Origin of the sequence: Blautia sp. Sow4_E7, assembly GCF_052116245.1 — a bacterium.
GTDB lineage: Bacteria > Bacillota > Clostridia > Lachnospirales > Lachnospiraceae > Blautia_A.
Genome location: NZ_JBQKLL010000001.1, coordinates 166,867 through 191,039 on the forward strand (window position 1 = coordinate 166,867; position 24,173 = coordinate 191,039).

Sequence of the window (24,173 nt, forward strand, 5' to 3'; positions counted from 1 at the left end):
GCTTCTTGTTCCTTTCTTGTTACTGTTCACGAAGTGGGATTTTTTACTCACTGATGTAAACAGCAGCTATTTGGGTTGCCTTTGCAAAGGGGAACCCGACTTATCGCTTTCCGCGATAGAAGCCGGGGCCTTGCTGGTATGGTTAAATTAATGTCTTGCCAGCTATATCAGAAAACAATTTTCTTCTGTAAAATACAGCCTGCAAAACCAGATTTCTAAAGCTCGATCTGTGCAATTACTTCTTTTAATGCATTGGCACTCTTCTTAAGAAGTTCGATTTCTTCTTTGTTCATACGCATCTGAACTTTTCCCTGGATTCCATTTGGACCTACCAGGGTAAGGGTGCTCAGGCACACATCTTCGATTCCATACTCCCCGTGAAGCATGGAGGATACAGTTGCAAGGGAATCGGAAGCAGCCAGGATCAGGCCTACCAGCTGGCAAACAGTTGCGGATACTGCGTAGAAGGTTGCACCTTTCTTTGCAATCACTTTTCCGCCGGATTTCTGCACATACTCCAGCATAGCTTCTTTATCAAGTGGTTTTACGTCCTTGCCATGTGCTTTCATTTCCTCATAGTACTCATCTGTGCTGAGGCCGGAAATGTAAGCGCCTGTCCACGGGATAAAGGAAGTGTCGCCATGCTCGCCGAAAACGTATGCGTGGATATTTCCCTGGGCTACTTTGAAGTGCTCGGAAAGTCCGTAGCGAAGTCTTGCTGTATCAAGAATGGTTCCGGATCCCATAATCTGATTCTCCGGAAGTCCGGAAATCTTGGTGAACACATAGGTCATAATGTCAACTGGATTGCTTACGATGATGTACTTGGCATTTGGAGCTTCTTTTACGATCTGAGGAGTGATGCTCTTCAGGATGTTTACATTTGTCTGAGTAAGCTCAATTCGGGTCTGTCCAGGTTTTCGGGCGATTCCGGAAGTAATAATTACGATGTCGGAATCTTTGGCATCTGCGTAATCTCCGGCTACCAGAGATACCGGGCTTCTGAAGCAGGTTCCCTGCTCGATGTCCATAACCTCGCCTTCTACCTTTTCCTTGTTGATGTCGATCAGAACAATCTCGGAAGCGATCTCATCGTGTGCCAGTGTGTAGGCGATTGTGGAGCCAACGCTTCCAGCTCCGATAATGGTAATTTTGCTGCTCATAAAGAACTCCTTTCATGGGGCTTGTGGGATTGTGTCAACTTTCCCGCCTGTTTGATTGTTTTTCTGTGGGGTTCGTTGGTTTTCCCTGTGTGTTGTCCTTTGTTTTTTGTTTATTTTTTAACAATCACAGTTGGAAAAAAAGCGGGTAAAACTTTATTTTCTGCCTTATGACATGGCCTAAACCAGAAATGCAGGCTGGTTTTCTCCTGTTTTCCTGGGTTAAGTCATGTCACGCCATGTTTTTTGATAAACAATTCTCAACAAAAGGACTTTTCCCTCTTTGTCTCCGCATTAAATATTGGTTTTTCTCCGCTTTTTCTAAGATACCACAATGACAATCTTTTAACAACTGTTTTTTGAAATTTTTTATCATTATTTAGGGGCTTCTACATATTGTACAAATATGGTGGTGCTGTTTTGTGTATTTTTATGTATGCAACTTACTTCTACAGCACTTTGCGTCCATTTACAGTCAGCTTAAATGTGGTTTTCAAAACTTCCGCTGATTTTCTGCAAAGCATTATTCGGTCCAGAAAAATTTCGAAATAATCGTACATGGAACAGATGCTTTCATCCACTTGAAGATTCAGTGCAAGTACAGACTTGTCTTTCTCAATTTTCAGCTTGGATTCTGTGACAGCGTAATTTACGCGGTCGTGGATGTCATATGCGGAGCTTTCCTTCTGGCGCACTCTGCTTCTTCTCACATCTGTCTTGTCTGCAATGATCAAAGCTGCGGAAACAACATCTTCCGGATTTCCAGTGGACTCATCGTGATTTCCAATGGCAGATACAATGGTGATCCGGTCTTCCAGCGGCATATTGGTTTCCTTTAAAAGATCGTTTGCAAGCAGGGCACCGTATTCTGCGTGATGGGTTCTGTTGATGGCGTTTCCAATGTCGTGCATATATCCTGCTATTTTTGCCAGTTCCACATCATGTTTGGAATAGCCCAGCTTTTCCAGTATTTTTCCGGCTCTGTGTGAAACCTGTATACAGTGGGCCTTGGAATGGTCCGTAAAGCCCATGGTTCCCAGATTGGCGTCTCCCTTTTTCAGATATGCGTTAATTTCCTTATTGTTTAAAATTTCCTGGTACTTCAAGTAGATCAGTTCTCCTTTTTATTCTTTTAACTTTTTTCGCAGGATCATTGTAGGGGAGAAAAAACAGGTTGTTGTCTTGTTGGTGTAAAATTTTGTTTAAATTTTGAAATCTCTGCAAAGTGGGGCGTAGAGATTGCGGGAATGATTTTTCAAACACACTCCATGGCTTGCCACCCGCGAAAAAAGCACCTACCGTCAATATCCAGGCAGGTGCTTTTCTTCTCATTTCCTCAAAGTTCTATCTCTCACATCTTAAGCGTACAGCTTCACAATATTCTTCAGATTCTCCACCGCATAGTCCATTCCCTCTACAGTAATGTGCTCGCATGGACCGTGGAAGGCGTAGCCGCCGGTTCCAAGGTTCGGGCAGGGAAGGCCCATGAAGGAAAGACGGGCACCGTCAGTGCCGCCGCGGATGGCTACGGTTACTGGGGAAAGACCTGACTGCTGAACGGCTTTCTTTGCGTTGTCGATCAGGTGCATGCAGGGCTCGATCTTCTCTTTCATATTGCGGTACTGCTCTTTAATGGTGAGGGAGACGGTGCCTTCGCCGTATTTTTCATTAAGAAGCTTGGCGATATGTCGCATCATCTCCTGACGGCAGGCAAACATGACACTGTCATGGTCACGGATAATGTAATCAAGGCTTGCAGAAGATACATCTCCGCTCATTTCACAGAGATGGAAAAATCCCTCGTACTCCTCTGTGTTCGCCGGGGTATCGCCCGCCGGAAGCATATTGTTGAACTCCATGGCAACCAGAGCTGCATTGATCATGGTATTCTTGCTGCTGCCCGGGTGTACGGAAAATCCTTTGATCTTTACCTTTGCACCTGCGGCATTAAAGTTCTCATACTCGATCTCATTCTCTGCACCGCCGTCTACGGTATAGGCAAAATCCGCTCCAAAGCCCTCTACATCGAAAAAGTCTGCACCACGGCCAACCTCCTCATCCGGGGTAAAGCCGATACAGATTTTTCCATGAGGAATGTTCTCTGCAAGGATCTGCTCTGCCATGGTCATGATCTCCGCTACGCCCGCCTTGTCATCCGCACCAAGAAGAGTGGTTCCATCTGTGGTGATCAGGGTTCTGCCTTTTAAAGAGGACAGGTGTGGAAAATCCTTCAGGGTAAGGGTATATTCGCTCTCTCCCAGCTTCACATCCCCGCCATCATAATTCTGGATGATCTGTGGATTTACGTTCTCACCAGGGAAATCAGGTGCTGTGTCCATGTGTGCGATAAAACCAATGGCTGGCTTATCTTCAAGCCCCTTTGTGGCCGGGATCACACCATACACATAGCACTTGTCATCAATGCGCACATCCTGAACTCCTATCTTTTTCAGTTCCTCTGCCAGCTGGTTTCCCAGGTCAAACTGGCGGCTGGTAGACGGCACGTTCTCCTGCTCATCCTCACTTGTGGTATATACTTTTACATAGTTTAATAAACGTTCGTATGCACGCATTTTGATTTTCTCCTTTTCATTTACATTTTTTATCGGATTACAGTTCTTCCAGCTTCTCCAGCTCCCCGCCAAATGAAGTATCCATACACTCCTCAAATGACGCTTCCTTCTTCATCTTCTCCAGTGCCACTCCTGCCTTCTTTACATTCTGTACAGTTCCGGCACCGGCTATACATCCGCCTGGACAGGCCATGCCCTCCAGCAGATAGCCGTTGTATTTTCCAGCCTTGGCAGCCATCATCATCTTTTTGCACTCCTGAAGGCCGTTGGCACTGACTACCTTCACCTCGCGGTCCGGGTCCATACGCTTCACAGCTTTCACAACTGCAGCTGCTACACCGCCGCTGGCAGCAAAGCCACGGCCGTCACTGCTGGCCTGGGTAAGAGGCTCTTCCTCCGGAATGCTGGCAAAATCAACGCCTTTGGCATCAAACATGCCCTTCACTTCCTCGAAAGTAAGAACGAAGTCCACATAGCTTCGGACAGACTTACGACTTGCCTCCAGCTTCTTCGCTGCACAAGGTCCCACAAACACGATCTTGCAATCCGGCTCTTCCTGCTTCAGAAGTCTGGCGGTCAGTACCATAGGGGTGAGCGCCATGGAAATACAGTTGGCATACTGCGGAAACATCTTTTTCGCCATAACAGACCATGCCGGACAGCAGGAGGTTCCCATAAACGGAATCTTCTCCGGTACTTCCTCCATGAAGTCTTTAGCTTCCTCAATGGTACAAAGGTCTGCACCAACAGCAACTTCCTTGATATCTGTAAATCCAAGAGCCTTAAACGCTCCGCGAAGCTGGGTATTCTTCAGCTCCGGCTCAAACTGGCCAGCCACAGCAGGCGCTACAATGGCATAAACTGGTGTGTCACTCTTTAACGCCATAATGGTCTGATAAATCTGTCCCTTATCCACAATGGCACTGAACGGACAGCTGACCAGACACATTCCACAGGAAACACACTTGTCATAATCAATCTCAGCCCTGCCATACTCATCGGAATGAATGGCATTCATTCCACAGGCCTTGGCACATGGACGCTCCTGCTTGATAATGGCATTGTAAGGACAGGATTCCAGGCATTTTCCACATTTGATACATTTGTCCTGATCGATCACAGACCGCCCATTTTCCATATGGATGGCCTGCTTGGGACAGACTTCCTGACAGGGATGCTCCAGACAGCCCTGGCAGCCCTCAGTAACGATCACACGCTTCTCCGGACAGGAGTTGCATGCAAATTTAATAATGTTGATAAGGGGCGGCTCATAATATTTCTCTTCAATTAAGCTGGCCTCCACGCCTTTGGAAATAGGCGCATGCTCGGAAATATTTCGAAGAGGCAGTCCCATTGCCACGCGAAGCCTCTCTCCTACAATGGCTCTTTCCAGGAAAATACTGTCACGATAGGTAGCCACTTCTCCTGGAAGGATCTTGTATGGAAGCTCGTCCATCTCCTTCTCCATATCGCCCTCATAGGCAAGTCGGGCAATTTCAGTAAAAATCTGGTGTCTGATTTTTGTCTTTGATGAGTATAGTCCTCTCATTCTCTTTTCTCCTTAAGCTGTAGTATTTTGCACCAGCCAGATTTTACCGCATTCAATCTAACTGTCTTTATGGGTTTTCTTTGCATGCCTCCGCTTCATATCCTCTATCATACACAAAAACCTGAAATTATTCAAATATCTTTCGCTATTTTTCCATATGAAAGGAACCGAAATCCCCGCATCTGGAAATTCCGGTTCCTGATCTGATTCATTTTATCCATTCCCGTTCCACACAAAAAATGTGCCTCAAAAAGCGGTTCCTGGTCATGGAATTATACAATTACATCTTTCTATTCTCATCCACCGATCTGGCAATCCAGGTCACAGACAGAATGTACGGCCTTCTTCAGAAGCTCCATATGCTCTGGCTCCGGAGGAAGGATCTCTGGAAGCTTGTATTCTCTTCCAAGCCAGTCATACTTATCCTGACCAAGGCGATGATAAGGAAGAAGGTGGATCTTCTTCACACCTGGCAAGGTGGAGGCAAAAGAGGCGATGGACTTAATCTCTTCCACACTGTCATTGAATGTAGGGATGACAGGTACACGGATCACCAGGTTCGTCTGTCCAGATAAGGCTACTTTTCTGGCATTCTCAAGAGCCAGTCCATTGGGCTTGCCGGTAAACTGCTTGTGCTTCTCCTGATTGGTATGCTTGATATCCATCAGATACGTGTCCAGATAAGGCAGTACCATCTCGATATTTTTCCAGGGAACGCAGGCCATGCTTTCAATGGCGGTATTGATTCCACGCTCCTTGGCCGCACGAAGGAGATTGCGGGCAAATTCCGGCTGACAGAGACATTCGCCGCCCGAAAGTGTCATTCCACCGCCGGAGCGGTAGTAATATGGGCGATCCTTCTCCACCAGTTCGATCATCTCACGGACGGTTACATCCCGTCCCATGGTCTTCACCCCGTCTGGAGTCTTCATTGTCTGGATCTTATATTCCTGGGATTCCGGATTGCAGCACCACTGGCATCTGAGCACACAGCCTTTCAAAAACACAATGGTACGGATTCCAGGACCGTCATGGATGGAATAACGCTGGACGTCGAAAATACGTCCTGTGGTATCTAAATATTCCATAGATTTCTCCATTATATGGAAGCGCCAGCTGACGTCCTATTGAGAAGCAGCCAGCAGTTCCATTTATATTTTCTTTAAAAGCCCTGCTCAGTTCTGCGGATGATATCATCCTGCAGAGACTTGGACAGTGTGGTAAACAGTGCACTGTAACCAGCCACACGTACAACCAGATGCTTATAGTTCTCCGGATGTGCCTGTGCATCAAGCAGTGTCTCCCTGCTTACAACGTTAAACTGCATATGCATTCCTTTCTGATCGAAGTAGGAACGGATCAGTGCAACGAACTTCTCAAGGCCTTCACGTCCTGACAGTGCTGACGGATGGAATTTCTGGTTGAACAGAGTACCGTTGGATACAATAAAGTGATCCAGTTTTGCAACAGAGCTTGCTGCTGCAGTCGGTCCGTTCACATCCTTGCCTGCGGATGGGGAAACACCATCTGCAACAGGTGTATGCGCATATCTTCCATCTGGTGTAGCACCAGTCTGTCCGCCAAGAGGTACGTTAGCAGATACCGGATAAAGTCCTGCCTGGTACTGTCCGCCTCTTGGGTTCTTGAAGTTCTGTAACGGTCTTGTATAGGTGTAAGCCACGTCTCTTGCGAAGTAATCAACCTCCGGAATGTCATTTCCAAATTTCGGAACTTCTGCGATCATGTCGTGGATTTCCTGATATCTTGCCATCTTCTCAGGTGCCATCTGGGCATTCATAACAGATTTCAGTACAGCAGCTGCTGTATCTGCATCAACCTTGGCACCACTCTCGGTCATCTCTCTTAAGATGCCGGTTGTGATCTCTTTCACAGACTGCTCATCCAGTCCTTTGCCATAGTTCCATGCAAGAGCTTCCTTCAGTTCCTCCATTGTGAGCTTCTTCTCCTGATAAACCAGCTGGCGGATGGCGTAAAGAGAATCTGCCATGTTTGCAATACCAAATCCCTGAGGACCGGTAAAGTTATAAACTGCGCCGCCTTCCTGTACCGTCTTTCCACGGGCGATACAGTCATCGATCATACTGGAAAGGAATGGAAGCGGGCAACGCTTTGCATGGGCTACGTCAATAGCATTATCTGCATTTACAAGCAGGGAAATGCAGTATTCCATCTGTTTCTTATATGCATCGTAAAATTCATCGAAGGTTTCCATCTTGTTAACATCGCCGGTAGGAATACCAACCATCTCACCCTGATCCATACCATTGCCAAATACAAGCTCTAACGGACGGCACATGTTAAAGAATGCTGCATCATGCCAGCCCTCTGTCTTGCCTGCTTTCTGCGGCTCTACGCATCCGATGATATTGTACTCACGGGCATCTGCCAGGGAAAGACCTCTGTTCTGCAGTGCCGGGATGATCACTTCGTCATTATAATAAGCCGGAAGTCCGATACCGGTTCTGGTAAGCTCTGCTGCCTTGATCAGAAGATCGTGCGGAGAGCCGTTCCATACACGGATGGAAAGGGACGGTGCCGGAAGATGTACATGCATAGATGCTTCAATGCACATAAAGGAAAGATCATTTGTCACATCCTCGCCGTCTTTGTTCTGTCCGCCTACGATCAGGTTCTGGAACAGGCTGTAGCCTGCGAAGCCCTCTGCGGAGGCTGCGTCACGGACTTTATTCAGATCATTTAATTTTACCCAGATACAGTCGATCAGCTCCTGAGCTGCTGTTCTGGTGATCGCACCACTCTCAATATCCTTCTTATAGTAAGGATACATATACTGGTCAAAACGTCCTGGAGAAATAGAATGTCCGCTGGACTCCATCTGAAGGAGCTGCTGTACAAACCAGAAGGACTGACATGCCTCCCAGAAGTTGGTGGCCCCTTTCGCCGGTACCTTGCTACAGTTGGATGCAATTACAAGAAGCTCGGCTTTACGCTGGGGATCTGTACATTTCTCTGCCATTTCAAGGGCAAGTTTGGCATATCTTGCAGCGTAATCCATAACAGCCTGGCAGCTTATGATAACTGCTTCCAGGAAACGGGAGCGCTCTGCATAGTCACCGTCACCTACGTTGCATTTGTCCAGCTCAGCCTGTGCTTTCGCCATAATGCCTTCGTATCCGATCTCGAGAACTTCCCAGTATTTTACAGTAACATGTCCTACACCGTTATAGAAATAGTTTCCTGGTGTGAAGATGTTATGATCAATGGCACGGATTGCCTCTGGTGCCATGTATGCTGTGGCAAGCTCACTGGTGGTCTTGCCCTTCCAGTATTTATGCACCTCATGAAGATCTGCCTTGGCCTGCTCTGAAATGTAGAACGGATCGGCAGTTCTGGTCGCAACGGTATCCAGCTCATCCTCCAGCCACTGGTAGGAAAATTCCGGGAATGTCTGACATCCTCTCGGTGCAATGGAGTTGCTTCCTACGATCAGCTCCTCATCACGGATGATGATGGGGATATTATGTAAAATGTGGGCAAAAGCTTTCGCTCTTCTGGTAATGATCGGCTGGTCTTCAGTCTCTTTATAAGATTCTGTGATCAGCTTGGCTCTGTACGATTCGATTTCCGGCATCTTGGCATAGAGATGGTCAACCAGACGGGTAATTCTGGAAGATTTGGGAATCTCACTTGTATTGTATTTTTCCATGGTTCTCCTTTCTCATGGATGTTCCGGCAGGGAAAACGACTGACTCACAAAGCACAGCTCCTGTGAATCGGTTCCTTCAATGTCATCAAATCTCTCCCCTTCGGCAACAAAAATGTCCGTTATTCCATGACATAGTTGTTACTGTTCACTGCGTTCACAGCAACACGCTTCGCGATGCACAGAAATCATGCTTTGCATGATTTCGCGCCGCACTTCTCGGGTTTTCTGTGAGCTCTGCTCACACAAAACACCTCGCGGAACTTTTCCAGCGAACAATAAACTATAGTTTTCTATGCTCATTATACGTCATCCACTATTCAGTGTCAACATAATTCAACACCAATTTTGTTGCTTTGATTTGTGTTTTGTTTTGATTGTTGTGGTTTTTCGTTGTTTTTAAGCATAAAAGCCACAGTATTTTCTCATGCTGCGCGAACAAAAAAACTGCCATACCAGATTTCTCCAGCATGACAGTCCTTTCAAGATTACTTTGGCATATGTAAAATAATCAGTCATCCAGTCTCAATGGCATCCGCCGCAGCTTCCGCAGTTTCCGTTGCAGCCTTTTCCATTCTTTTTGTCTTTGCGCATGCTTCTGATCGCAAGACCAACGATCGCTACTACGATAGCACCTACAACTACTGTTCCCATACTAAACTCCTTTCAAGTTCCCTGTAGATTAGCTGTTGCTGTTCACTTCGCAGCCGCGGCAAATGACCGTGACGCTTTTTCGGTGAACGGTAACAATAGTTTCCACTTATAGTGTTAGTATATTCTAACGTCCATTAGATGTCAATATCTTTTTACACATTCAGCTTCATCTGTCCATCCTTGATATATCCCATATTTCTCATGCCACGGTAAATAATGTAAGACAAAAGTCCCGGAAGCAGGAAGTGGAATACTACGATCTTCAGGATTACCAGAACCGGAGACTCAGTAGCCGCCATAGTCTGATAGGTCATGATCTGTCCCACCAGGCCAGAGGTTCCCATTCCGGAACCGGTAGCATTGTTTGTCATATGGAACGGTCCGATAATGGCGATGGGGCCAAGAATGGCGGACGCCAGTGTAGGCGGCAGCCAGATCAGCGGGCGCTTCATAATGTTCGGGATCTGCAGCATGGAGGTTCCAATTCCCTGGGCAAAAAGACCGCCAACGCCGTTGTCCTTAAAGCTTGTCACTGCAAAACCAATCATCTGACAGCAGCATCCAATGGTTGCAGCGCCTGCTGCCACACCGTTCAGTCCCAGAATAATTCCAAGGGCTGCAGAACTGATGGGCAAAGTCAGTACCATTCCCATAATAACAGAAACCACAATTCCCATCAGAATCGGCTGCTGCTCGGTTCCCCAGTTTACCAGATTTCCAAGCCATGTCATAAATCTTGACACTCCAGGACCTACCAGGATACCAACTGCACCACCGGACAGAATGGTCACAGCCGGTGTGATCAGAAGATCCAGCTTTGTTTTTCCAGCAACCAGTCTTCCAACGGTGATTCCCACATAAGCTGCCACAAACGCACCAAGAGGCTCTCCAGGGCCTGACAGCACAAGTGCACCTGTATCAGACAGCAGAGTTCCAGCGATCAGGTTCGATGCATAAGCACCGATCATTCCAGCTGCCGCTGCAGACAAAAGCACATATGTGGATTCCCGGAATTTATACGCCACTCCGATACCGATCCCGGCACCGGTCAGTCTCTGGGCAATGACGGCAAATGTACTCAGGTAAGCCCCATAAGTACCGCCCATCAGATCCCCGATCTGCTTCAAAATCGTTCCGATGATCAAAGTGGAAAACAGGCCCAGGGCCATACCACTTAAACCATCAATAAAAATGTTGTTCAAAACCTTCTTTACTGCTTTCATGCTCTCTCCTTATCCCCTGTCGATCTTACCGTTTCCAGTCTGCGCTACACAGACCTGGTTAACTATCATTTATAAAAGGCAACACAGCAGAGTTTTCCTTAATTCTTCTTTTCTGACTTTCCAGAGCTCCCTAATACAGATCCAGCTTTTTCCTTCCCAGTTCCAGAAAAACCTTCGTCCCTTTTCCCAGTTCCGATTCAATCCGGATCCCATGATCCAGCTTCTTCATGATCTTCCCACAAAGGTAAAGCCCGATTCCCGTGGACCTGGTCTCTTCTCTTCCGTTGTAACCGGTAAAGCCTTTTTCAAAAACCCGGGGCAGATCTTCCCCGCGGATTCCGATTCCCGTGTCCTCTACCACCAACGTATGGGCCTTTGCCTTACTCATATAAATGGATATTTTCCCTTTTTTCGTGTATTTCAGCGCATTTGACAAAATTTGTCCCAGCACAAAACCAAGCCACTTTTCATCTGTAAGCACAGTCTCCGACACGCCCTGGTATTCCAGGGAAAGCTTTTTCCCAATAAAAATACGGGCAAACTTATGGATCTGGCCCCGGATCAGGGCATCCAGCTCCACTTCCTGAAAACGGATATCCGCCGCCATATCCTCTGTGCGAAGATACCCAAGCACCATTTCCACATACTGTTCCACCTTAAAAAGCTCGTTCTGGATTTCCTGGGGCTTTGGCTCTTCCTCCTGAAGGAGGAGCCTGGCTGCCGCGATAGGCGTTTTGATCTGGTGCACCCACATGGTGTAAAAATCTGTCAGTTCCGTACAAAAGGCGCTTCGCTGGTTCTCAGCCTCCACCCGCTTCTCATCCAGTTCCTGGCAGATTTCCTGGTAAATCTCCTCGATTCCATCTTCCGGGGCGTCCAGATAATCTGTTCCAAACCCTTCACAGGACTTTATGTATCGCAGATTTTCCAGCTTTTTCCCATACTTCCTGTAATCCAGCCAAAGTGCCAGGGCGGCTACCAGTATGCAAAGGACCGCAACATAAAGCACAGGCTCCAGAGGAACATCATACAGAAAAAGGATCCCCGCAGTGGCTGCCACCATAAACAGTACCAACGCTGCCATCTTCCACCTGGTTTTCAGATATTTCATCATATCATGTACCCCAGACCTTTTTTGGTGATAATGAAATTCTCCACTCCAAGCCTTTCCAGCTTCCGGCGGATCCTGGTGATATTTACCGTCAAAGTATTGTCATCCACGAAGCTGTCGCTCTCCCAGAGCTTTGTCATAATGGACTCTCTGGAAACAACATGTCCCTGATGTTCAAACAAAATCTGCAAGATCTTCAATTCATTTTTCGTCAGGTCCGCAAGCTTTCCGTCCACAGAAACTGTTCCGTTTCCAGGATTCAGCACCACTCCGTTATGCTCCAGAAGACTGCTGTTCTGCCCGAAAGCGTAAGTTCTTCGAAGCACCGCCTGCACCTTCGCTGCCAGCACATCCAGGTCAAAGGGCTTGGCAATAAAATCATCTGCGCCCCGGCTCATAGCCATGACCATATTCATATTGTCCGCTGCAGAAGACAGGAACAGTACTGGCACCTGGGAAATCTTGCGGATTTCCTCGCACCAGTGAAAGCCGTTGAAAAATGGAAGCTTCAGATCCAGAAGCACAAGCTGCGGATCCTTTTGCACAAATTCCTGGATCACATGGGAAAAATCTTCGATCTGAAAAATCTCATATCCCCAGGATTCCAGATGACGTTTCACCGTCTGTACAATGGTCTCGTCATCTTCAACTACTAAAATTTTATACATTTCTTTACCCTAAATATGCTTTTAATAACTTCAGCGTATTCTTCGCTCCATCCTCATGAGAACGCTCATATCCATGGGAAGCATAAACACCAGGTCCGATCAGACCGTGTTTCATGTCATAGCCAGCCTTCAGTGCAGCATCCACATCTGAGCCATAGTGTGGATAAACGTCCACGGCAAATGCAATGTCGTTCTCCTGTGCCGCCTTGATCAGCCCGGAAACCACCTGGTAATCATATGGTCCCATGCTGTCCTTCGCACAGATGGATACCATGGTCTCATCGCATTCCAGGCCTTTTCCTACACATCCCATGTCTACGGAGATCATCTCTGTTACCCCCTCCGGGATAGCAGCGCATCCGCCATGTCCCACTTCCTCATAAGAAGTGATCAGCACATAAATAGTACGCTCCGGCTGAACTTTTTTCTCCTTCAGATATTTGGCATAGCCAAGAAGAATGGCAGTGCTGAATTTGTCATCCAGGAAGCGGCTCTTAATGTAACCGCTCTCAGTCACTACTGTTCTCGGGTCAAAGCAGACAAAATCACCTGTCATGATTCCAAGCTTTTTCACATCCTCTTTGTTCTTCACCGGCTCGTCCAGAATGGCTTCCATAGTCTCATAAGTACGTTTGGTATCGCTATATTCGCCATTTACGTGAACAGACGCATTCTCAAGCTGGAAAGTTGCATCATAAACCTTGCCTGATTTTGTGTAAACCTTACAGTTCTCAGCTTCCGCATTGTTTGGGTTCATACCGCCAATATTTGTCAGTTTCAGACGTCCGTTGTCCATGATCTGGCAGACCATTCCACCAAGTGTATCCATGTGAGCCGCCAGAACCACTGCATTTTTGTCATCTTTGCCGCCAAGCTTTACAAGCACAGCACCCTTCTGGGTGATCTGCGGCTCATAGCCCAGGTTCTCAAATTCTTTTTTCACAAAATCTGCTGCCATATGTGTAAAACCGCTTGGGCTTGGCACTGCAAGCAGCTCCTGTGCTGTTTTCATAATGTAGTCTGTGTATTTTCCCATGATCTTATCTCCTGTTTCTCACATAATCTTCCCATGAATCTCCTGGGGCACTCTTGCTTTCACCAGGATTCCAGTATCTGTATATTCCTCGGAAAGCAACTGTCCATACTCCCGGATCAGCTGGATCTTGCCAGCCTCCTGATAACCAAAAAGCTTTTCCACATAAATCTGCTCTTCGGAAAGGATTTTCCCCAGAAGTTCCTTTAAATCCTCAAGGCCTTCCCCTGTTTTCGCTGAAACCTTCAGGGTGTAGTCGGCATTGCTGTCTCGCATGCGGATCGCCGCTCCCATATCCACCTTATTAAATAAGGTGATGGTTTTCTTTCCCTGAACCTCAAGCTCCTGCAGCGTATCGTAGACAACCTCCATCTGCTGTACCGCCTGTGGATTGGAGCAGTCCACCACGTGAATAATATAGTCTGCATATTTCGCTTCTTCCAGGGTACTCTTAAAGGCCTCAACCAGATTGTGCGGCAGTTTGCGGATAAATCCGACGGTATCGGTAAGCAGAATCTGCTGTCCGTCATCCAGAGTCAGCGCCCTTGTAGTGGGATCCAGAGTTGCAAAAAGCTTGTCCTCGGAAAGCACCCCGGCACCAGTCAAAGTATTCAGCAAAGTAGATTTCCCGGCATTGGTATAGCCTACAATAGCCGCTGTCTTCATCTTTCCTCTGGTGCGTCCGGTGCGGAGCAGTTCTCTGTGCTTCTCCACCTGGGAAAGCTCCTCCTTCAGCGCCGTGATTCTCTTCCGGATCAGACGACGGTCACTCTCCAGCTTTTTCTCTCCAGGACCTCTGGTTCCGATTCCGCCGCCAAGCCTGGACAAAGAGGCTCCAAGGCCAACCAGTCTGGAGGCCCTGTATCGGAGCTGGGCCAGCTCTACCTGGATCTTCCCCTCGCTGGTAGTGGCATGTTTGGCAAAAATATCCAGGATCAGAAGGGTTCTGTCCATTACCTTGCATTCCAGCTCATGCTCCAGATTATTCATCTGCGCAGGGGAAAGCTCGTCATCACAGATAATTCCGGTAGCGTCTGTGGCCAGCATAAGGGCACGTACTTCCTCAATTTTTCCTTTTCCTATATAAGTTCCAGGATGAACAGTTTCACGGTTCTGGATGAGCATTCCAACTGTTTCTGCTCCGGCAGTATCTGCCAGCTCCGCAAGCTCGTCCAGGGACTCTTTTACATTGTCGTTTTCATCCAGCTGGACGCCCACCAGGATCACCCGCTCCTGTATTTCTTCAATATATTCCATAACTCCTCCTTCCGGATTGCTTTTCATAATAAACTTCCTGTCACCACCTGGCAACATTACTCATGTGTTAGAGTATAACACACTCACTTCCCTTTTGGGAGAGGTTTCCTATAAGAAAATTGCCCTCACAGTTCTTTCGTGAGGGCAAATTCTATATCACTTTTTCAGTTCAGGTCAATTCCTGTTAGCTGCCAGCCATGCCGCGAGCCGCAGCGCCTATTGCACAGAACTGGTTCTGGACTTCAGGAAATCCAGTTCTTTAGCAGCTTCTTCGTCATCTGGATACATTCCCACATATTCCTGCGCTTTCGCCTGAGCTGTGGAAAAATCCAGTTTTTTCTCATAAATAACAATTTCGTTAAATAAAAGGCTCTGCATCTCATCATCTGCAGCCACGGAAATTCCGTTGTTTATATTCTCCAACGCTGAATCATAATTTCCTTCTGCCATATCACACACTGCCAAGCCATTATAGCCGGGCGCTGCAGTCTGTGTCTGATTCCTGCTGGTATCCTCCAGCTTCTGATTTACAAACTGCTGGTACATGGAACGGGCATTTGCATAATCCTGCTGGGCACTATAAACCATGCCTAGAACAAGGAGCGCCTCCTGGCTTCCCTGATTTGACGCATCCGTCAGTTCTTTTTTCGCATTGGCGTAATCTTCCATATAGTAGTAGATCCGCCCCCGGTCGCACAGATCATCTGTCCCTTTGGCTTCTGTGGACAAAACAGCCTCCAGATATCTGGTACCGTCTGCTTCCATATCTTTTTCCAGGTAAGCCTCGTAAATCTGGATTGCCCGGTCATAGCTGGAATCCTCTCCATAGGCCTGCTCGAAATCGGAGGACGCTTCGTCATATCCATCCATAGCAAGTGCAACCTTGCCGGTAAGGAACCAGCAGTCCGCATCCATATCATAATTCTGGGCCAGCACCTGGCAATCTGCCATTGCATCTTCCAGATGACCAGCCTGCAATCTGGCAGTCGCCCGGTATAAATACAGATCTTTCGCCACAGACTTGCTCACCTTCTCTGTACCAAGAGCATTTGTAAAGGCAGTGATCGCATCCTCATAATTTCCCATGCGGAGCTGACAGATTCCAATTCCCCGGTAGGAAGTGGTCAGATGAATGCCGTTATCCACAGAGGTGGTAAATTCATCCAGGGCATAATCATAGCTTCCCTGCTCCAGATCCTTCTCGGCCTCTTTAAAAATCTGCTGTTTTTCATCCCCACAGCCTGCCAGAAGGGAAAGTCCCATGCAGGCTGTGAATATTAATGCTGTTTTTCTGATTTTCATGCTCAACCAACGATCAGCCCTTCGGCTTCCATGACTTTTACAACGCTGTCTACATACTGATGGCAAAGATCATCTGTCTCAGCCTCCACCATAACACGGATCAACGGCTCTGTACCACTCTCACGGACCAGAATACGTCCGGAATCACCAAGTGCCCTGGCAGCTGCCTCTACAGCCTCTACCACCTTCGGATTCTCACGGGCGGTCTTCTTATCTGCTACGCGCACATTGCGAAGGACCTGTGGATAAACCTTCATCTCTTTTGCAAGATCACATAAGGTTGCTTTCTTATCTACGCAGGCTTCCATAACCATAAGGGAAGTGAGGATACCATCTCCGGTAGCTGCATAGCGGCTGAAAATAATATGACCGGACTGCTCTCCGCCAATGCTGTAGTTATTTGCCAGCATGTTCTCCGCAACATATTTATCACCAACAGCGGTCTGCTCATAGCGCATTCCCTCACGCTCCAGAGCCTTGTAAAGTCCCATATTGGACATCACGGTGGTAACTACTGTATTTCCGTTTAATTTGCCCTGCTCCTTCAGATATTTGCCGCAAACATACATGATCTTGTCACCATCGATGATATTTCCCCGGTGGTCAACTGCGATACAGCGGTCTGCGTCTCCATCATAGGCAAATCCAATATCCAGGCCGTTATCTACCACAAATTTCTGCAGGACCTCAATATGAGTGGAGCCACAGTTTGTGTTGATGTTAGTTCCATCCGGCTGGTTATTAATTACATAGGTCTTCGCCTGGAGTGCCTCGAAAACGCTCTTTGCAATTGCGGAAGAGCTTCCGTTTGCACAGTCAAGACCAACCTTTACATTCTTAAAGTCGCGGCTTGGAATGGAGATCAGATATCCAATATAGCGGTTACGTCCGGAAGCAAAGTCGATGGTACGTCCAATGTCTTCCTTGCGTGCCAGCGGAAGCTCCTCGATCTCGCCGTCAATATAAGCCTCAATACGCTCCTCGATCTCAGCCTCGATCTTCTGGCCGTTTCCATTCAGAAGCTTGATTCCATTATCATAGAATGGGTTATGGCTTGCAGAAATCATGATACCGCAGTCAAAATCCTCTGTACGAACTGCAAAGGATACACTAGGAGTCGTTGTTACATGAAGAAGATATACATCTGCACCGGAAGCGGTAAGGCCTGCAACCAGAGCATATTCAAACATGTAGCTGCTTCGTCTGGTATCCTTTCCGATTACGATTTTCGCCTTATGGTCGCGTCCATAATACCAGCCTACATAGCGGCCTACTTTAAATGCGTTGTCAACTGTCAGCTGAACATTTGCTTCTCCACGAAATCCGTCTGTTCCAAAATATTTTCCCATAGCTAATTATCCTCCTTGTTCAAAAACCCGAACTCATTATATACAGAAAATCATTTCCCTCTGCCCGCATTTTCCCGAACAGACCTCTTTACTATACACCCCTGTGTTTCTTTATTTGTAAAGTCCGTTTGGATATACACCAGCCTCTGTGAGCTCTTTGAAAGCCTTGATCACAACTTCCTTATCTTCCTGATAGGTTACGCCGAACCAGGTATCCTTTGTCTCGAGAACATCAACCTGTGCTGCTCCCTTCTGGATCAGTTCGTCGATCATAACCGGAAGAAGGTACTCTGCCTTAAGATCTCCTGGCTTCACATTCTGAAGGAATTCTACAAATCCATTATATAATGTATCCATAAATGCTGGTGTCAGTCCCCACATGTTCATGGAAACAAGTTCATTTAAATCAAGCTTCTCTACTGGCTGTCCATCTTCCCGGCTCTCCGCACCATCTGCGGTCTTGAAAATATTGTGTGTCTCTGTTACACCGGTAAGCTTGCCGTCTGTAATGTGGCAAAGGCCTCTGGTAACACTACCGTTATCACTTAAGGTATTTCCAAGTCTGAAGCCTGCCATGCAGATATGAAGCACATCATCTGACGGCTGCTCCTGAACCAGATAATCGTGTACTTTTACATAAGCCTCTTTGCCATAGTAATCATCTGCATTGATAACTGCAAATGGCTCTGTAAGAAACTCTCTTGCGCAGATAACGGCGTGTCCGGTTCCCCATGGCTTGGTTCTGTCAGCTGGCTTTGTAAAGCCCTCTGGAAGCTTCTCAAGCTCCTGATAAGCATATGCAACTTCTGCGATCTTCTCTACTCTTGCACCGATGGTGCTCTTAAACTCTTCCTCCAGATCCCTGCGGATAATGAAAACGATCTTATTAAATCCTGCTTCCAGCGCATCTCTGATGGAATAATCCATAATGATCTCTCCATTCGGTCCAACTGGTGCAAGCTGTTTGATTCCATTTCCAAAGCGGCTTCCCACTCCGGCTGCCATGATTACAAGAGCTGTTTTTTTCATAGGTATATACCCTCCCATTTTTCACATGATTGTTATTATATTCGTACTACATTCTGAAAGCTCTTCTCTATAGGTCTTCCAGCATTCAGTCTGTTCCAGTCATGTAGTTTTCTGCTTTATGATTCCTATTTTCCAAGCTTACTGCTCCTGCAGATTGCTCAGTTTTACAGCCTGGTCAGCTGCGATCAGACTGTCAATGATCTCATCCAGATCACCGCCCAGAATATTATCCAGTCTGTGAAGTGTCAGTTTGATACGGTGGTCTGTCACACGTCCCTGCGGGAAGTTGTAAGTTCTGATCTTCTCGGAACGGTCACCTGTACCGATCTGGCTTCGTCTTGCCTCTGCTTCTGCATCATGCTGCTTCGCCAGTTCCATCTCATACAGACGGGAACGAAGTACCTTCAAAGCCTTATCCTTATTCTTCAGCTGGGACTTCTCATCCTGGCAGGAAATAACGATTCCTGTAGGAATATGGGTAAGTCTGACTGCGGAGTCTGTGGTGTTGACACACTGTCCACCGTTTCCGGAAGCTCTGAACACATCAAATTTACAGTCGTTCATATCCAGATGGAAGTCGATTTCTTCCGCCTCCGGCATGATTGCAACCGTACAGGTAGAAGTATGGATCCTTCCGCCGGATTCTGTCTCTGGAACTCGCTGTACACGGTGTACACCGCTCTCATATTTCAGTCTGGAATAAGCTCCGGCACCATTGATCATAAAAGTAACCTCTTTAAATCCGCCGATCCCATTCTCATTTAAGCTCATCATCTCTGTTTTCCAGCGTCTGGATTCTGCATATTTCACATACATTCTGTAAATCTCAGCCGCAAAAAGAGCAGCCTCATCTCCGCCTGCGCCAGCACGGATCTCCACGATAACGTTCTTATTATCGTTGGGGTCCTTCGGCAGAAGAAGGATCTTCAGATCATGCTCCAGCTCTTCTACACGCTTCTTGGCGTCGGAAAGCTCTTCCTTCAGCATTTCTCTCATCTCTTCATCCTTCTCCTCTTCCAGCATGGAAAGGCTGTCCTGGATGGTTTCTTTATTTTTCTTATATTCCTTATAGGTATCCACAATTGGCTGCAGGTCGCTCTGTTCCTTCATCAGCTTCTGAAAACGCTCTGGATTGGATGTTACATCCGGCTCACCCAGCTCATTCAGAACTTCCTCGAAACGTATGAGCAAATCGTCCAACTTGTCAAACATGGTTTTCCTCCTGTTATTTTCTGATTGCTGTAAAATGCCTTCACAGCAATATGATCTTTGTTCTTTTCTCTGAGGCCGCTGCCTCATCATTTGTTGCTTCAGTCTGATAGACCGGTTCTCTTCTTGTGTTTCATGCACCTTGAAGCTATCTCTTTCCCAGCACCACTCTGTCCAGTCCGGTCAGATCTTTGACCACCTGCACATCCGTGAAGCCGTTATCCTTCATCAGTTTTGACACATCCCCGCCCTGGTCATATCCGATCTCAAACAGCATCCAGCCGTCTTTTTTCAGAAAAATCTTTCCCTCAGATACGATCTTCCGGTAAAAATACAGACCGTCCTCATGACCGTCCAATGCAAGTCTGGGATCGTGATCCCGCACTTCTTCCATAAGCTCTTCAATGTCTGCACTTCTAATATATGGGGGATTCGAGATAAGGATATCATAGAGTGGCATATCTTTGCCAGTCTTTTCTTGAAAAAAAGGTGCCAAAAACAGGTCGCTTTCTACGAAATCCGCTCTGTCTGCCACTCCCAGGCTGTTCGCATTCTTCTTTGCCACCTGAAGAGCAAGCGGGGAAACATCGGCTCCCACACCATGAGCCTCCTCTGTAAGAGCCAGAAGACTCAGCAGGATACACCCGGACCCGGTGCACATATCCAGGATTCCGGGACTTTTTCGTCCTTTCAGGATCTCCAGTGCTTTTTCCACAAGAGTCTCTGTATCCTGTCTCGGCACCAGAACATTCTCATTTACATAAAATTCAAAGCCCATAAAGTAAGCCTGGTGGGTAATGTACTGTAAGGGGATATGTTCCGCTCTTTCCCCAATGGCTTTTCGGTATGCAGCGGCTTTCTCTTCTTCCACCTCATCATCAGAATGGGCGAAATAAAAGGCTCTGTTCACACCAGTCACATACTCCAGAAGAAGCCAGGCATCCAGCCTGGCTTCCTGGATCTCATGCTGTTCCAGAACCTTGGTTCCTTCTTTTAATAATGTTTCCAGGGAAGTCATTGCACATCTCCTGTTTCCGGCACTTTTCCAGTGCTTTCTTCCATGTTTCCGCTTTCGGCTTTCTCTGAAACAACTTCCTCGTTCTCATACGGAATATCCAGATCAAACTCTGTCTTTAAGTATGCTCTCCAGTCAAACACGGCCTCTACTGCTTTAATGGCAACCTCTGCCATATCTGCGGTAGGCTCTTTGGTGGTAAACTTCTGCATGGCCATACCTGGCTTGCTCATCATCAGGGCAAACTTGCTGTCTGTTCTGCCTGCCCACTGGATGATCTCAAAGGAAATTCCAGATACGATTGGTACCATAAGGAGACGTCCGAAAAGACGCAGCCAGTATGACGGTACCAGTACAAAAATAAAGTGCAGGAAAATACTTACCAGCATAACCAGGAACAGAAAGCTGGTTCCACAGCGTCTGTGGAATCTGGAGCTCTCCAGCACATTCTCCACGGTAAGAGGCTTGCCGTTCTCCACACAGTTGATACATTTGTGCTCTGCACCGTGGTACATAAAGGTTCTCTGGATATCCTTCATTCTGGAGATCAGGATCATGTACCCCATAAACAATCCCAGTTTTACAAAGGCTTCCACGATAGTAACGATCACCTCTGAAGCCCCCACCTTGCGGCAAAGACTGGCCAGCGCATAGGGAAGCAGCATAAATGCGGCAATGGAGATCACAATGGAAACAGCCACGGTCACATAAAGCAGGGATTTAAATGCCTTGTCCTCTTTTTTCTTCTTGGCTTCCAGTTCCTCTGGGGAAAGATTGGCGTTCTTTTTTGCCTCTTCCTCGTCCTCCTCATCTCCTGCGATTTCTGCAGAATACATCAGGCACTTGGTTCCAGTTACCAGAGAGTCAATGAAACTGACCATTCCACGGATGATCGGCTTGCGCCAGATTTTGACATTGCCGAAGATGCATTTGTAATCTTCTACTTTTACTTCAATTTCTTTATCAGGACGGCGTACTGCAATAGAATATTTATCCTTATGGCGCATCATGATACCTTCCATTACAGCTTGTCCACCGATATTTGATGGTTTCATTTTATCCTCCGTCTCGTTAATACGGCAGCCGCCAGGTTTTCGTGCAAGCACGGACTTTGGCTCGCCCCGCTTCTATTACTTCTATTACAAAGAAAGGTTGAGATTTCCCAACCTCAACCTTCTCATTCAGTAATATTCAAATTATTTATTCAGGCCGTATTTCTCGTTGAACTTATTGATACGTCCGCGAGCCTGAGTAGCTTTCTGCTGTCCTGTATAGAACGGATGACATTTGGAGCAGATTTCTACGTGGATGTCCTGCTTGGTAGAACCTGTTACAAAAGTATTACCGCAGTTGCAGGTTACAGTTGCCTGATAGTAATTCGGATGGATTCCTTCTCTCATGATTTTCACCTCTCTATATTTATTCTCTTTTATTTGCGTTGAATCTGACGAATTCACACTTTACACAGCCTATTGATTATAGCATGGCCGTATGAGAAATGCAAGTTATTTATAAAAATTTCTAAAACTATTCGCAGGAAACATTCCGCGAGGTGTTTTTTGTGAACAAAGTTCACAGAAAACCCGAGACTTTCAGCGCGAAATCATGCTCTGCATGATTTCTGTGCATCGCGAAGCGTGTAACTGCGAAGGTACTGAGCTGTTACAATTTCTGTTTTTTTACAGTTTGCACAAATTCGGCGTTGTTTGCCGTGTGTGAAAACATATTCAGGATCTGTTCTACTGCCTCGTCAGACTTCATGCCGTTAAGCGCTTTTCGCATGATATAGACCGCCTCCTGCTCGTCCTTGCTAAGCAGCAGGTCCTCTCGTCTGGTACCGGATTTCTGGATGTCGATAGCCGGGAATACCCGCTTCTCCTGAAGCTTACGGTCAAGCACAAGCTCCATATTACCAGTTCCCTTAAACTCCTCGTAAATAACATCGTCCATCTTGCTTCCTGTATCCACAAGCGCGGTAGCCAGAATGGTAAGGCTTCCGCCCTCCCGCATATTACGGGCAGCACCGAAGAAACGCTTCGGCATATGAAGGGCTCCCGGATCAAGACCACCGGACAGGGTTCTTCCGCTTGGCGGAACCACCAGGTTATAGGCTCTGGCCAGTCTGGTAATGGAATCCAGAAGGATCACAACATCCTGCTTATGTTCTACAAGGCGGCGTGCGCGCTCCACAACCATCTCAGAAACACGCTTATGATGCTCTGGAAGCTCATCAAATGTGGAATAGATTACTTCCACGTTTGGTCCCTGTATTGCTTCCTTAATATCTGTAACCTCCTCTGGACGCTCGTCAATGAGAAGGATGATCAGATGCATATCTTTATTATTTTTAAGAATAGACTTTGCCACATCCTTGAGCAGTGTGGTCTTACCAGCCTTCGGCGGGGAAACGATCATACCACGCTGTCCCTTTCCAATAGGGCTGATCAGATCTACAATACGCATGGCAGTAGTTCCGCCAGGGCGCTCCATGATCAGACGCTCATTTGGAAAAATAGGCGTCATATTCTCGAAGTTATATCTCTTCTGGCCTTCACTTGGATGGAACCCATTGATAGAAGTCACATATAAAAGTGCACTGAACTTCTCGCCCTGTGTCTTAATACGGATATTTCCCTGAATAATATCTCCCGTCTTCAGATTAAATCTGCGAATCTGTGAAGGGGAAACGTAGATATCGTTCTCGCCTGGAAGATAATTCTCGCTTCGGATAAATCCAAAGCCATCTGGCATAACCTCCAGGATGCCGTTTGCCTTCTCTCCACTGTCAAGCTGAACGGTTTCAGCAGAAATCTGGTAGGTATTGCTCAAAACTTCTGCCTGATCTTCATTGACAGTGCGTGGCTGCTCTGGCTCTTCACTTTTGATTTCAGCCGGCGGGACAACTTCCACAGGCTTGGTGGCAGGCTGCTCCCGTTTCACATAGCCTCCCTGTCTTCCCTCGCCGTTATAGCCATTATAACCGCCCTGACGGCCTGCATTGTCATTTCTGCTGTAATTGTTGCTTCGAAATTCCGGATTACGTCTTACGATGGTACGGGATCTGACCGGTGCTTCCTTCCGCTCGGTCTCGGTTCTCTCCGGTGCAGCTGTGCTCTCGGCTTTTACAGGAGCAGCTGTATTCTCCTGCTTCGGAGCAGCCGCCGGTTCATTCGCAGCAGCTTCTTTCTTATCTTCTTCTAGCATTCGCTCAATTAATTCAGGCTTTCTCATGGTAGAAATGCCCTTCAGTCCCCTGGCTTTCGCAATCCCTTTCAGCTCCACCAAAGGTAAAGATTCATACTTTTCTCTCATCAATCATCTACCTCTTCGACTAATACTTTTCTAAAACACATTTC

At 47.0% G+C, this 24,173-nt stretch carries 20 protein-coding genes; all 20 read right to left on the bottom strand.

Going from position 1 to position 24,173, the window contains the following annotated elements:
• Positions 1-215 precede the first annotated feature (215 nt).
• The 20 genes from ACTQ50_RS00780 to rho all read right to left on the bottom strand — a co-directional run bounded on the left by ACTQ50_RS00780 (position 216) and on the right by rho (position 24,129).
• The gene (locus ACTQ50_RS00780) at positions 216-1,163 is read right to left on the bottom strand and encodes an L-lactate dehydrogenase (protein WP_441482531.1); all 948 of its coding nucleotides are present in this window, start codon (positions 1,161-1,163) and stop codon (positions 216-218) included.
• 446 nt (positions 1,164-1,609) lie between these two features.
• Positions 1,610-2,272, bottom strand: coding sequence for an HD domain-containing protein (locus ACTQ50_RS00785; protein ID WP_441482675.1), 663 nt, complete (start codon positions 2,270-2,272; stop codon positions 1,610-1,612).
• 246 nt (positions 2,273-2,518) lie between these two features.
• Positions 2,519-3,733 carry a peptidase T gene (pepT, locus tag ACTQ50_RS00790; protein ID WP_441482532.1) on the bottom strand — a complete coding sequence of 405 codons (1,215 nt, stop codon included), beginning with the start codon at positions 3,731-3,733 and terminating at the stop codon, positions 2,519-2,521.
• Positions 3,734-3,770: 37 nt separating this feature from the next.
• Positions 3,771-5,282 carry a 4Fe-4S dicluster domain-containing protein gene (locus tag ACTQ50_RS00795; protein ID WP_441482533.1) on the bottom strand — a complete coding sequence of 504 codons (1,512 nt, stop codon included), beginning with the start codon at positions 5,280-5,282 and terminating at the stop codon, positions 3,771-3,773.
• A gap of 296 nt (positions 5,283-5,578) precedes the next feature.
• On the bottom strand, positions 5,579-6,370 hold the full coding sequence (locus tag ACTQ50_RS00800; RefSeq protein ID WP_441482534.1) for a glycyl-radical enzyme activating protein: 792 nt from the start codon (positions 6,368-6,370) through the stop codon (positions 5,579-5,581).
• Positions 6,371-6,444: 74 nt separating this feature from the next.
• The gene (locus ACTQ50_RS00805; RefSeq protein WP_441482535.1) at positions 6,445-8,970 is read right to left on the bottom strand and encodes a glycyl radical protein; all 2,526 of its coding nucleotides are present in this window, start codon (positions 8,968-8,970) and stop codon (positions 6,445-6,447) included.
• Between the two features lie 522 nt (positions 8,971-9,492).
• On the bottom strand, positions 9,493-9,621 hold the full coding sequence (locus tag ACTQ50_RS00810; RefSeq protein ID WP_441482536.1) for a FeoB-associated Cys-rich membrane protein: 129 nt from the start codon (positions 9,619-9,621) through the stop codon (positions 9,493-9,495).
• A gap of 152 nt (positions 9,622-9,773) precedes the next feature.
• Positions 9,774-10,844, bottom strand: a complete 1,071-nt coding sequence (locus ACTQ50_RS00815; protein WP_441482537.1) for a PTS transporter subunit IIC — start codon at positions 10,842-10,844, stop codon at positions 9,774-9,776.
• A 130-nt stretch (positions 10,845-10,974) separates the two neighbouring features.
• Positions 10,975-11,958 (bottom strand): sensor histidine kinase, encoded by a 984-nt coding sequence (locus tag ACTQ50_RS00820; RefSeq protein ID WP_441482538.1) that lies wholly within the window; start codon positions 11,956-11,958, stop codon positions 10,975-10,977.
• Positions 11,955-12,623 carry a response regulator transcription factor gene (locus tag ACTQ50_RS00825; protein WP_441482539.1) on the bottom strand — a complete coding sequence of 223 codons (669 nt, stop codon included), beginning with the start codon at positions 12,621-12,623 and terminating at the stop codon, positions 11,955-11,957. Before ACTQ50_RS00825 ends, ACTQ50_RS00820 begins: the two co-directional genes overlap by 4 nt.
• Positions 12,624-12,627: 4 nt before the next feature.
• Positions 12,628-13,659 carry a M42 family metallopeptidase gene (locus ACTQ50_RS00830; RefSeq protein WP_441482540.1) on the bottom strand — a complete coding sequence of 344 codons (1,032 nt, stop codon included), beginning with the start codon at positions 13,657-13,659 and terminating at the stop codon, positions 12,628-12,630.
• Between the two features lie 18 nt (positions 13,660-13,677).
• On the bottom strand, positions 13,678-14,913 hold the full coding sequence (hflX, locus tag ACTQ50_RS00835; protein ID WP_441482541.1) for a GTPase HflX: 1,236 nt from the start codon (positions 14,911-14,913) through the stop codon (positions 13,678-13,680).
• 216 nt (positions 14,914-15,129) lie between these two features.
• Positions 15,130-16,215 carry a tetratricopeptide repeat protein gene (locus ACTQ50_RS00840; protein WP_441482542.1) on the bottom strand — a complete coding sequence of 362 codons (1,086 nt, stop codon included), beginning with the start codon at positions 16,213-16,215 and terminating at the stop codon, positions 15,130-15,132.
• Positions 16,216-16,217: 2 nt separating this feature from the next.
• Entirely contained in the window at positions 16,218-17,564 is a 1,347-nt protein-coding gene (gene glmM, locus ACTQ50_RS00845) for a phosphoglucosamine mutase (protein ID WP_441482543.1), read from the bottom strand.
• Positions 17,565-17,675: 111 nt separating this feature from the next.
• Positions 17,676-18,593 (bottom strand): sugar phosphate nucleotidyltransferase, encoded by a 918-nt coding sequence (locus ACTQ50_RS00850; protein ID WP_226821878.1) that lies wholly within the window; start codon positions 18,591-18,593, stop codon positions 17,676-17,678.
• A gap of 138 nt (positions 18,594-18,731) precedes the next feature.
• Positions 18,732-19,805: a peptide chain release factor 1 gene (prfA, locus tag ACTQ50_RS00855; protein WP_295307905.1), complete on the bottom strand. Its 1,074-nt coding sequence runs from the start codon at positions 19,803-19,805 to the stop codon at positions 18,732-18,734.
• 145 nt (positions 19,806-19,950) lie between these two features.
• A complete protein-coding gene (gene prmC / locus ACTQ50_RS00860) occupies positions 19,951-20,820 on the bottom strand; it encodes a peptide chain release factor N(5)-glutamine methyltransferase (protein ID WP_441482544.1) in 870 nt (289 codons plus the stop codon).
• Complete coding sequence (locus ACTQ50_RS00865) at positions 20,817-21,872, bottom strand: DUF1385 domain-containing protein (RefSeq protein ID WP_441482545.1); 1,056 nt, start codon at positions 21,870-21,872, stop codon at positions 20,817-20,819. Before ACTQ50_RS00865 ends, prmC begins: the two co-directional genes overlap by 4 nt.
• 141 nt (positions 21,873-22,013) lie before the next feature.
• Complete coding sequence (gene rpmE, locus ACTQ50_RS00870) at positions 22,014-22,217, bottom strand: 50S ribosomal protein L31 (protein ID WP_117851138.1); 204 nt, start codon at positions 22,215-22,217, stop codon at positions 22,014-22,016.
• A gap of 262 nt (positions 22,218-22,479) precedes the next feature.
• Entirely contained in the window at positions 22,480-24,129 is a 1,650-nt protein-coding gene (gene rho, locus ACTQ50_RS00875; RefSeq protein ID WP_441482676.1) for a transcription termination factor Rho, read from the bottom strand.
• Positions 24,130-24,173: the final 44 nt, after the last annotated feature.

Excerpts from the sequence above, each read along its gene's own strand:
- hflX (WP_441482541.1), bottom strand. The coding sequence starts at position 14,913 with ATGGAATATATTGAAGAAATACAGGAGCGGGTGATCCTGGTGGGCGTC.
- rho (WP_441482676.1), bottom strand. The coding sequence starts at position 24,129 with ATGAGAGAAAAGTATGAATCTTTACCTTTGGTGGAGCTGAAAGGGATT.
- ACTQ50_RS00805 (WP_441482535.1), bottom strand. The coding sequence starts at position 8,970 with ATGGAAAAATACAATACAAGTGAGATTCCCAAATCTTCCAGAATTACC.
- ACTQ50_RS00825 (WP_441482539.1), bottom strand. The coding sequence starts at position 12,623 with ATGTATAAAATTTTAGTAGTTGAAGATGACGAGACCATTGTACAGACG.
- ACTQ50_RS00820 (WP_441482538.1), bottom strand. The coding sequence starts at position 11,958 with ATGATGAAATATCTGAAAACCAGGTGGAAGATGGCAGCGTTGGTACTG.
- ACTQ50_RS00810 (WP_441482536.1), bottom strand. The coding sequence starts at position 9,621 with ATGGGAACAGTAGTTGTAGGTGCTATCGTAGTAGCGATCGTTGGTCTT.
- ACTQ50_RS00850 (WP_226821878.1), bottom strand. The coding sequence starts at position 18,593 with ATGAAAAAAACAGCTCTTGTAATCATGGCAGCCGGAGTGGGAAGCCGC.
- rpmE (WP_117851138.1), bottom strand. The coding sequence starts at position 22,217 with ATGAGAGAAGGAATCCATCCGAATTACTATCAGGCAACTGTAACCTGC.
- ACTQ50_RS00795 (WP_441482533.1), bottom strand. The coding sequence starts at position 5,282 with ATGAGAGGACTATACTCATCAAAGACAAAAATCAGACACCAGATTTTT.
- ACTQ50_RS00830 (WP_441482540.1), bottom strand. The coding sequence starts at position 13,659 with ATGGGAAAATACACAGACTACATTATGAAAACAGCACAGGAGCTGCTT.
- ACTQ50_RS00840 (WP_441482542.1), bottom strand. The coding sequence starts at position 16,215 with ATGAAAATCAGAAAAACAGCATTAATATTCACAGCCTGCATGGGACTT.
- prfA (WP_295307905.1), bottom strand. The coding sequence starts at position 19,805 with ATGTTTGACAAGTTGGACGATTTGCTCATACGTTTCGAGGAAGTTCTG.
- glmM (WP_441482543.1), bottom strand. The coding sequence starts at position 17,564 with ATGGGAAAATATTTTGGAACAGACGGATTTCGTGGAGAAGCAAATGTT.
- pepT (WP_441482532.1), bottom strand. The coding sequence starts at position 3,733 with ATGCGTGCATACGAACGTTTATTAAACTATGTAAAAGTATATACCACA.
- ACTQ50_RS00780 (WP_441482531.1), bottom strand. The coding sequence starts at position 1,163 with ATGAGCAGCAAAATTACCATTATCGGAGCTGGAAGCGTTGGCTCCACA.
- prmC (WP_441482544.1), bottom strand. The coding sequence starts at position 20,820 with ATGACTTCCCTGGAAACATTATTAAAAGAAGGAACCAAGGTTCTGGAA.
- ACTQ50_RS00800 (WP_441482534.1), bottom strand. The coding sequence starts at position 6,370 with ATGGAATATTTAGATACCACAGGACGTATTTTCGACGTCCAGCGTTAT.
- ACTQ50_RS00815 (WP_441482537.1), bottom strand. The coding sequence starts at position 10,844 with ATGAAAGCAGTAAAGAAGGTTTTGAACAACATTTTTATTGATGGTTTA.
- ACTQ50_RS00865 (WP_441482545.1), bottom strand. The coding sequence starts at position 21,872 with ATGAAACCATCAAATATCGGTGGACAAGCTGTAATGGAAGGTATCATG.